At 69.5% G+C, this 8,986-nt stretch carries 9 protein-coding genes and 1 pseudogene; 3 read left to right on the top strand and 7 right to left on the bottom strand.

The genetic code is table 11. The features are described from left to right. Positions 1-263: 263 nt before the first annotated feature. The 4 genes from AC6CKD_RS37775 to AC6CKD_RS37760 all read right to left on the bottom strand — a co-directional run bounded on the left by AC6CKD_RS37775 (position 264) and on the right by AC6CKD_RS37760 (position 3,761). Positions 264-698 (bottom strand): DUF6892 domain-containing protein, encoded by a 435-nt coding sequence (locus tag AC6CKD_RS37775; RefSeq protein ID WP_498333935.1) that lies wholly within the window; start codon positions 696-698, stop codon positions 264-266. 776 nt (positions 699-1,474) lie between these two features. Continuing rightward, positions 1,475-1,750, bottom strand: a complete 276-nt coding sequence (locus AC6CKD_RS37770; RefSeq protein ID WP_498333933.1) for an isoamylase early set domain-containing protein — start codon at positions 1,748-1,750, stop codon at positions 1,475-1,477. Between the two features lie 511 nt (positions 1,751-2,261). Further along, a complete protein-coding gene (locus AC6CKD_RS37765; RefSeq protein WP_498333931.1) occupies positions 2,262-2,807 on the bottom strand; it encodes an EF-hand domain-containing protein in 546 nt (181 codons plus the stop codon). Between the two features lie 147 nt (positions 2,808-2,954). After that, positions 2,955-3,761, bottom strand: a complete 807-nt coding sequence (locus AC6CKD_RS37760) for a hypothetical protein (RefSeq protein ID WP_498333929.1) — start codon at positions 3,759-3,761, stop codon at positions 2,955-2,957. A 150-nt stretch (positions 3,762-3,911) separates the two neighbouring features. Between AC6CKD_RS37760 and AC6CKD_RS37755 the strand changes: the two genes are divergently transcribed. Further along, a complete protein-coding gene (locus AC6CKD_RS37755; RefSeq protein ID WP_498333928.1) occupies positions 3,912-5,396 on the top strand; it encodes a methyltransferase domain-containing protein in 1,485 nt (494 codons plus the stop codon). Between the two features lie 29 nt (positions 5,397-5,425). Continuing rightward, positions 5,426-6,712, top strand: a complete 1,287-nt coding sequence (locus AC6CKD_RS37750; protein WP_498333926.1) for a cytochrome P450 — start codon at positions 5,426-5,428, stop codon at positions 6,710-6,712. Between the two features lie 78 nt (positions 6,713-6,790). Here AC6CKD_RS37750 and AC6CKD_RS37745 read toward each other — a convergent pair whose 3' ends face one another. The 3 genes and pseudogenes from AC6CKD_RS37745 to AC6CKD_RS37735 form a co-directional block, all read right to left on the bottom strand. Then, positions 6,791-7,351, bottom strand: coding sequence for a GNAT family N-acetyltransferase (locus AC6CKD_RS37745; RefSeq protein ID WP_498333924.1), 561 nt, complete (start codon positions 7,349-7,351; stop codon positions 6,791-6,793). Between the two features lie 46 nt (positions 7,352-7,397). Then, a pseudogene (locus tag AC6CKD_RS37740) lies at positions 7,398-7,581 on the bottom strand (transposase); the annotation flags it as partial. A 442-nt stretch (positions 7,582-8,023) separates the two neighbouring features. Then, complete coding sequence (locus tag AC6CKD_RS37735) at positions 8,024-8,227, bottom strand: cold-shock protein (RefSeq protein ID WP_382991187.1); 204 nt, start codon at positions 8,225-8,227, stop codon at positions 8,024-8,026. A 405-nt stretch (positions 8,228-8,632) separates the two neighbouring features. Between AC6CKD_RS37735 and AC6CKD_RS37730 the strand changes: the two genes are divergently transcribed. Continuing rightward, the coding region (locus AC6CKD_RS37730; RefSeq protein WP_498333922.1) for an ATP-binding protein at positions 8,633-8,986 on the top strand (354 nt) is incomplete at its 3' end.

The raw sequence follows: 8,986 nt of genomic DNA, 5'->3' as shown, positions 1-8,986 counted from the left end.
CCCCACAACTCACCGTCAAAGCGAGCGGGGCGCCCCGAGGACTCCCCTGCAAGCCGCAGGCAAGGCATAGCACCTACCCGACCGCACGACGCGCGGCCGGCCACACGGCTCCCCCCGCGGCCGTGGCCGGGCACCCGCCGAACCGGCACATCCTTCACGCTCGTGTCGAGGCGCAGATCTTGAGCAGCATGGCGAAGTCCGGCTCCCGCGGGGTAGCGGGACCGGACTTCGGAATTCGTTCAGCGCTACGCAAGTGACGGGGCTCAGTCCGTGTCGACGCCTCGCGCGGCGAAGACCTCCGCCGCGTCCGGCACGGCCAGGACGCCGTCCTCCACGAAGGTGACCTCCCGCAGGTTGGGCAGCAGGGCGAGGTCGTCGAGCGAGCGGACGTCGAACAGGTCGTCCTCGCCGTCCCAGGCGGGGGCGCAGTGCCGAAAGACGTCCGCCCCTGCGTCGAAGCACAACTCCTCGACCCGGGCGAGGAGCTCGACCGGGATCTCCAGGGCCTCGAAGTGGGCCCGGGACTCCGGCAGTACCTCCGCGTGGAGGCCGTTCTCCAGGACGTGGGACGCGGGGTCGCCGATCCCCCGCTCGGCCAGCCGCGCGGGCAGGTCGTAGACCGGGAGGAGTGGCTCGGCGCCGTACATGAGCTCCTCGATGACGAGCAGCTTGAGGTTGAAGTCGCGGAACTGGCTCATGGGAGATGAGTACCACGGAGGTACGAAGGGGCCGGGGCCCGGCCCTCGGCTGGGTACGCGCTCCGGCTGCGCTCTCGGCAGCGAGCACGCGGACCCGGGCGTCGAGATCGGCCGTGCAGGTCACGACCGTACGTCGGGGTCGGTCAGGCCGGTGGCGAAGCCGGAAGCCGGCCGTCTGCGCCGGGGTCGGAGCTGACCACGCGGCAGCCGCGGGCGGCGTTTGGCTGCAGGGCCGGCGCCTGGAAACCGCCGGTGGTACGGGCGGTCAGTGCGCGGTGCGCGGTTTGCCGGAGCATTGTCGTCAGTTGTCCTCGGCGAGGATACGATCGGCCACGTGATGCGGACAGGCAGCCGTATGCCAGGTCACCGACAGGAACTCCCCCTCCGCGCTCAGGGTCCGCGCTCCACCAGTGGCAGCTGTAGCCCGGCAAAATTTGCAGAAGAGGGTCTTCAACGGGAACAGGTCTGCCGGAGGACGAGATTGTGTCGTCGGTTTCATCGTCTGCTCCTGTGGTGCCGGCACGGGTGATCTCTCACCACGGTTCAACGCGCACACTTACCCACCGAATGGTCCCAGCAGCCGCGGGCGCGCACGGCTAAACCCCGGAGAACGCGGCACCAGCGAGCGCTCGCGCGTTTCTTCGCGGCGTCAGGACCGTCTCCGGGGCGCCGATGCACTTGATGTCGCGTGCTGTGGCCATCCGAGGGTGTCCCTCTGCATGGCCGGCGGCGCGGGGGGGGATCGCCGGGGGTGGATCCGCCCCCGGGGAGGGGGATCAGGTGTGCAGGAGGCTGTTGGTGCCGTCGTGTCCGTCGGCGTGGTCCTCGTTGAACCAGTAGTCGCCCGCCGCGAGGTAGCGGAAGGAGTGCACGCTCTTGGCCGACAGAGCGACGGTGACGGCGCGGGTGCCGTCCTTGCGGGCGGCGAGGGTGTGGGTTCCGGGCTTCCACTCGTTGAAGTCACCGACCACGCTGACCGGACCGGGCGGGATGTCGGCGGGAAGGACGAAGGTGACCTGAGCACGGTCCTTGAGCAGCTTGCGTTCGAGCATGGCAGAGAGCTCCTGGAGACAGGGTGGCTGTTTCGGCTCATTCTGCAATCGCGGGCGCAGGCAGGCACCCGCACACGGCCGCCCGGGGCAGCGGCTTCACCCGCCCGGCGCGGCCTGCCGGAGAGACGGGCTGGAGGCCCTGCCGTTCCTCGGCTGGCCGGCGCATCACGAACGCGCGCGCCCTGCTCCCCCGACTCCGAAAGTCACCCGAAGGGAGCCGCCCGGACGTCCCAGCTGGTGCAGAGCAAGGCCCCGGGACAGGGGGCGTCCCGGGGCCGTCAGCCGCGGCACCGCAAGGGGGGCGGTTTTGCATCTGACGCGACGATATGGATAAACGATTCGGCAGCCGCCCGGTTACGGCCTCGCAGCCGGCCAGCCCACCGCGGCCTCCTGTGACTGCGCACCGTATGCCGTTAGGCCCGCGTAGGCATTCAGCCGGCGCGGGGGGCCGCCTGCCTCCGGGGAGGCGGGCGGCCTGCGCCGGTCAAGCGTGGTTGTTTGCGCGGTGGCGCTACTTCACGGGGCCGAGGAGTGCGTCGGCGGCGATGTCGGAGGTGTCGCTGAGGAGGAAGTCCGTCCAGCCGGCCACGAACTCCTGACGGGTGATGCGGCCGTCGCCGTCCTCGTCGAGCAGGTCGCGGGCGGTTCGGGCCTGCTTGGCCTCCAGTCCCCATGCGCTGAGGTACGCCTCGAGCTGCTCGACGGTTGCGACCCCGTCGTTGTCGGCGTCGATGGCGGCGAACGAGGATTCCAGGGCGGGGGTGAGGCGGTCCTTCAGCTGGGTGTGGTTGCCGTAGGAGGCTGCCATGGCCAAGTGGAACTCGTCGCGGCTGATCTTGCCGTCGCCATCGGCGTCGGCGTTGTCGCGCAGAGTGTTCCAGCAGTTGGCCCATTCCTTGAGCAGGGCTTCTTCCTTGGGGGTGCCCTGTACGGCGGTGGCGCGGGCGATCGACTTGATGAGGCCTGTGAAGTCCTGCTCTTCGAGGACGCCGTTTCCGTTGGTGTCCAGGAGGTCGAAGGTGCGGTCGTAGCGGCGGCTGATCGCGGTGCTGGTCACTGTTGCGTGTCCCTTGGTTCGAGGTGGCTGGGCATTGTTGGTCGTCGCGCCCCGTTGGGGAATGGCGGGGGCAGGGTGCCCGCGGCTTGCTTGGCGTTGTCCCTCGGGCTCGAGGGGCACCTGCCGGGAAGCCGGGGAGTCAGGGGTTCATTCGTCGCAGCCGGCGCTGGTGGTGAGCCGGTAGATGTGGAAGTCCATGTTGGCGCCGTAGGGCAGGAAAGGGGCCGGGGTGATGCTCCGCAGGTGCCGGGCGCCGGTGAAGGAGGCCGTGAGGGAGTCGTGTGCGATCTGGTCGTTGGTCTTGATCGCGACGTAGCAGGGCAGGCCGTCGCGGGAGCGGCGGATATCGTCGAGGATCTCCGGCACCGGGGGTGAGGTACGGGTGAGATCGAGGCCGTCCGCAGTGAAGGCCGGCCCCCAGGGCGGTTCCACGACGTAGGTGTCGTGGGTGCTGCGGGCGGGGAGTTTGCCGAGAAGGTCGCGGTAGTCGATCAGGTGCAGGCTGATCGGCGAGCCGATGAGGTCGAGGTTGTTGACCGTGCTCTCGTACACGTCCGGGTCGAGTTCGGCTGCGTGTACGGGGCAGCCCATGTGCCGGCCGAGGTGGTGGCCGAAGTTTCCTGAGCCGCAGAACAGATCCACGACCATCGGGTCGTACGCGTCGGGTCCCTGCGGCCGGGTGCCGGCCTGGAGGCGGGCGAGCTCCTCGGCGACCGGGATGGTGTAGGCGTCGACGGAGCATTCGATGGTGGTGCGTCCGAGCAGCCGGATGCCCTTGGCTGCCATGTCGGGGGCGGGGATCCCGTACAGGGAGAGCCCTTCGGGGTGGCCGTAGATGAGCTCTCCGGCCTCGCCCAGCTGCTCATTGCTCAGCACGGTGGTGCGCAGGTCGCCCAGGAGCCGGTCGCGGAAGGCGAAGTAGGCGGCGTGGCCGGTTTCGGTGGTGGTGGACACGTGGGGTTCTCCGTCTGGTGCGCGGGCGCCCGGAAGGGGGCGTGCGCGCGGCGTTCACACCGGCGCACTACGGTTGGTACAGGGATGAATACGGAGTGTAGTGTCACCGGTCGCGCCTTGATCACCAGATCCGGAACAGGAACCTCCGCTATGACGACGCACGAAGTAACATTCCCCCTTCAGGGTGACGGATCCACCGAACAGGCAGCCAAGCCTTTCGATGCCCTCGGCAAGGTGTACGAAGACACCTACGCACACCTGCCCGAGCAACTCGCCGCGATCAGCTGGCTGGTGGCCCGGCTCCCGGAGCGGGCGAAGGTGATGGACATCGGCTCGGGCACCGGCAGGCCGACCGCCGACCTCATCGCGGCGGCCGGGCACCGCGTGACCGGCTACGACGTGTCCACGACGATGGTCGAGCTGGCCCGCACCCAGGTACCGGGCGCAGACTTTGAACTGGCCGACGTCCGCATCCTGCCGGATACGCCTGGGCAGTGGGACGCCATCACCGCATTCTTCCCGCTGTTGCAGATGCCCCGCGCCGACCTGGACGCCACCCTCGCCCGGATCGCCGACTGGCTGGCCCCCGGCGGACTGTTCGTCTTCGCCACCGTGCCCTTCGACGTCGAGGACACCGAAATCCAGTGGATGGGCCAGAGCGTCCGCGCCACCAGCTACCCGGCCGAGACCTTCGGCCGGCTGCTGCGCGCGGCCGGACTGGAAATCCTCCACGAGCAACTGAGCGTCTTCCACCCGCAGTTCCCCGGCATGGGCGCCGAGGAGCACCTGTTCGTCTACGCCCGCAAGCCCGGCGGCCCGGCCGTACCCGCACACGCTCTGGCCGGCCCCTACCCGCTGCCTGAGGTCTACCGGGGGCCGCATGTGCTCAGCGAACAGGGATGGCTGAGCATGGAAGCCCGCTTCGAACGGCACGACATCACACCCGTGATCGAGGCTCTGGCCGGCAACGACCGGGTCTTGGATGTCGGCGGCGGCAGCGGAGCGGTCGTCAGGGAGCTCGCCGCCCGGGTGGGATCAGTGACCACCGTCGAGCCGCACGCGGCGCGGGAGGAGAGCTTGCGCGAGCTGGCTGCCCTCGGCGTAAGCGTGCTGCCGGGCCGCGCGGAGCAGCTGCCCGTTGCCGACGCGAGCGTGGAAGCCGCCGTGGCGACCTGGGTACTGCACTACACCGACGATCCCGACCGGGCCGTCGCCGAGATGGTCCGTACCGTGGACCGCACCCACCCCGAGGCGAAGATCGTCCTCGTGCAGGGTGCCCCGGACAACGAACTCATCGGCCTGTGGAACCGCATCTGCGCTCCGCTGACCGGAGAGCGCCCGGATCACCAGGGCTACCTCCTGACCTGCGCCGCCCGTGTCCTGGCCGAGCGCGGTTTCGAGGACATCAGCCTCACCCGCGCCCGCGTCGACGTCGTCTTCCCCGAGGAAGGTTCCGAGGCCAAGGCGCAGGCCGCGGCCGAGGTACTGGCCGCCTTCTGGAACACCGGCCGGCTCCAGCTCGCACAACTGCGACAGGCGCTGCTGCCCGCCCTGCGAGAGCACTTTGCCACTGGAACGGACCGCTTCAACGACGACGGCGTGCTGCTCATCGCCCGTCCCCGCACCACTCGCTGATTTCCGATCGACCGGAAGACACGAATCCTGTGGCGCTCAGCCAGCCGACCCCCGCTCCGCCCGCCATCCCCGACTTCGCGCGCTGCCCGGTCAGCGAGCCGGGCGCCATCACCGCACACGGGGCCGGTGAACCCGGCCCCCTGTACGCGCACCTGCGCAGCCGACACCCCGTCTACCACGACCCACAGCTGAACGTGTGGGTCGTCTCCCGCCACCAGGACATCGACATCGTCCTGCGCGACGCAGGCACCACCTTCTCCACCGCGCTGGGCTACGTCCCCCTGCATCCGGTCCACCCCGATGCCCAGGCCGTACTGGAGCAGAGCGGCGCCGTACCGGTCCTCTCGTCGCTCGACCCGCCGCACCACGCCCGCTTCCGCCGGGCGATGAACGCCACTTTCCCCACCACCGACCGCCGCATGGCCGCCTATCAGGATCTGCTCCGCGGCGAGGCGGCCGCCCCGGCCGCCCGCCTGGCCTCACGGCCCTCCCGCACCGCCGACCTCGTCGCCCACTACACCCGGCCGCTCGCCACCGCCGCCCTAGGCCGCCTCACCGGCATCCCGCCCCAAGACCAGCCCGCCATCACCCAGCGAGCCGCGGCCCTCTCCGACCTGGTCTGGGGACACCTCGATCCCGCAGGGCAACTCGCAGCCGCCCACGCCCTCAACGCGCTGTGGGACGACTGCCTTGCCCTCACCGAACAACGCGCCCACAGCCCCGGCGAAGACCTGATCACCGCATGGCTCGCCCACCAGGACACCGACGGAACCCGCTTCACCCCACGCGAGGTCGCCTCGACCCTGATGGAAGTCCTCATCACCAATGCCGAGATCACTCCCCGCCTGATCACCAACACCCTCTACCAGGTGCTGACAACGGGAACACTCCACTCCCGCAGGCATACCGGACGTCTCCCCCAAGCCATCGAAGAGACTCTGCGCCACACCCCACCCCTGACCGGCTGGCTACGCTCCACCCTCCGCGACACCCGTCTCTCCGGCACTCCCATCCCCGCCGGCTCACGCCTCCTGCTCCTCCTCGCCTCCGCAGCCCGCGACGAACACCACGGCCTGAACGATGCCGACGCCTTCGACGCCGACCGCACCAGCCGACCCCCCAGCCTGGCCTTCGGCGCCGGCATCCACTACTGCCCCGGCGCCCCCTACACCCGCCACCTCACCCTCCACGCCCTCACCGCCCTCGCAGACGCCTGCCCCACCCTCACCCTCACCGACCCCCACTACGCCACACCCCAGAACTGGCCGCCCAACACAGCGCTGCGAAGCCCCCACACCCTCACAGCCACCTGGTAACGACGCGCGCCGCGCACAGGCGCCTGTGAAAGCCCGGGGCGAGAAATCGTCAAGAGTTGTGGATTGGACCGTTGATGTCTATCGAGGCTGCTCCCATGCGGTCCGGGTGAGTTCGTACTCGACTTCACCGTGCTCGGAGCCCTCGATCGCCTCCGGCCAGTCCCCGGTGAAGTTCCGGACGAAGGACAGGCCCGACTTCTCCATGACGCGACGGGAGCGGGTGTTGACGACCATGGTGTTTGCGGTGACCCGCTCGACCCCCAGCTCCGCGAACCCCTTGTGGACCAGGGCCCGGGACCCCTCGGTGGCATAGCCGCGCCCCCATGCCGCCTGGTTCAACCGGTAACCGAGCTCGACCACGGCCGGGCTGTGCTCCTCCAACGGCCGGAACTCGAACCAGCCCAGGAAGGTGCCGGTGGGCTTCTCCTGCGCGGCCCAGTAACCGCGGGTCTTCCAGCACGGATAGTCGTGCAGGAGCCGCGGGAGCGACCTTGTCTCGATCGACTCCCGACGAGTGGGGCGGCCACCGTTGATGAACCGCATGACCTCGGCGTCGTTGTCCAGGGCGAACAGGTGGTCGACGTCGGCCGCCGTGAACGCGCGCAGGACGAGCCGGTCGGTCTCCAGGAAGTTGGGCATGCCGCGATCTTCACCACGGGCTGACCGAGACTGCCACTGAATTTTCTAACCGGCGGGCCCGGCTGCCAGCGCCCGTGCTGACCTTGGTCCGCAGGCGCACAGTGGCGAAGGTCGACTCGATCGGGTTCGTTGTCCGCAGGTGGATCCAGTGCTCGGCGGGGAAGTCGAAGGAACTCCAACAGTTCTTCCTCGTCGGTGAGCCGCTTGACGACCTTGGGGATTTCCGCCCCTACTGCTTGGCGAACGCGGCGATGGCCTTGACCGCACGCCAGCCCAGCCGAGAACTGTCCGCACAGAGCCATCCGGCCCGCCTCCCCGTCCACGCCACCTCCACCCGCGACGGCAGAACCGGCTCGACCAGGCGCAGCTCCCCTTGCGGCCTGCGCCCCCGGGCAGGGTCGCGCCCGGCAGTCCGGGGAGGGGGTGGCCTGCCGGGCGCACGGCACCGGGGCGGTCCTGTCGGCGCACTCCGGATGCCGTGAGACTCAGGGGGACACGGCCAGCCGGGGGAAGCCCGGCACTGGCGCCCGAACAACTCGCCCCCACAACGACGAGGAAGAGAATCGGTTCTGCGCAGGTGCGGGTACGGGCCCGCAAGCATGCAGCCCGTCCCCGGCGGCCGGGGTCTGCCGGAGGAAGAGCCCGGCAGACCCCGGCGGGTGTCGAGCGGGGTCAGGCCGGGGTGATGTTCTCGGCCTGGGGGCCCTTCTGGCCCTGGGTGACGTCGAACGTAACGACCTGGCCTTCCTGGAGCTCACGGAAGCCCGAGGCGTTGATCGCGGAGTAGTGGGCGAAGACGTCCGGGCCGCCGCCCTCCTGGGCGATGAAGCCGAAGCCCTTCTCAGCGTTGAACCACTTCACAGTTCCCGTAGCCATATCCATGCCTTCCAGTCGATGAACGCCTCCCGCACCCTGCGGAAGGCGGAGGTGATCGCCCTGGTTCCTGCGGCACAGCACAGCAAAACACCCACGCCTACGGCGTGGGCAAAGGGAACTTCCGAACCACGACAGCTGACGCAAACGCTACACGCCCACAACCAGCTGTCACCAGAGGAAACGGGTACACAACACGCCTGGAACCAGTGCGCACAAGCCCCCCGAGGACCGGCGGGCGCGTCCCGGCTCGACCCACGGCCGTTGGGCTGACTGATTGGGCGGCGCGGCGGTATTTGGTGTTGATGTGCTGCAAAGCAGGCGCTCTCGGACCCGCGGTCCTATCCGTGTCGGGGCCGCCAGACGGGGCAGGCGCACTACGACCGGCACCAAGGCGGAGGAGGCCCCATGAGCGCGCCCGTGCTCGATCAAAGGCTGCCGCCTGCCGGTGAGGCCGCCGCGTCAGCGCGGGACGCGACCCGCGCCTTCCTCGCTGACGCTGCCCGCGTCCGGCCCCCCGCACACCCCGGAAGCGCCAGCATCATACTCTTGGTCGTGGGTGAACTCGTCTCGAACGCGATTCGGCACACCGACGGGCCCTGCACACTCCACCTCTCGCTGCAGAGCGATCACATCCACATCACCGTCGCCGATACCAACCCTGACCCGCCTCAGCCGCGCCCACCCCACACCGACGGCACCGGCGGCTGGGGATGGATCCTGATCAACCACCTCACCACCGACGTACACATCGAACCGACG

The sequence above is a fragment of the Streptomyces sp. GQ60 genome, assembly GCF_059758875.1.
Note: the sequence above shows the minus strand (reverse complement) of the source record. Positions and strands in the feature narration are given on the sequence as shown.

Coding starts and splice junctions, on each gene's coding strand:
- AC6CKD_RS37735 (WP_382991187.1), bottom strand. CDS start 8,227: ATGGCTACGGGAACTGTGAAGTGGTTCAACGCTGAGAAGGGCTTCGGC.
- AC6CKD_RS37745 (WP_498333924.1), bottom strand. CDS start 7,351: ATGCCCAACTTCCTGGAGACCGACCGGCTCGTCCTGCGCGCGTTCACG.
- AC6CKD_RS37775 (WP_498333935.1), bottom strand. CDS start 698: ATGAGCCAGTTCCGCGACTTCAACCTCAAGCTGCTCGTCATCGAGGAG.
- AC6CKD_RS37770 (WP_498333933.1), bottom strand. CDS start 1,750: ATGCTCGAACGCAAGCTGCTCAAGGACCGTGCTCAGGTCACCTTCGTC.
- AC6CKD_RS37755 (WP_498333928.1), top strand. CDS start 3,912: ATGACGACGCACGAAGTAACATTCCCCCTTCAGGGTGACGGATCCACC.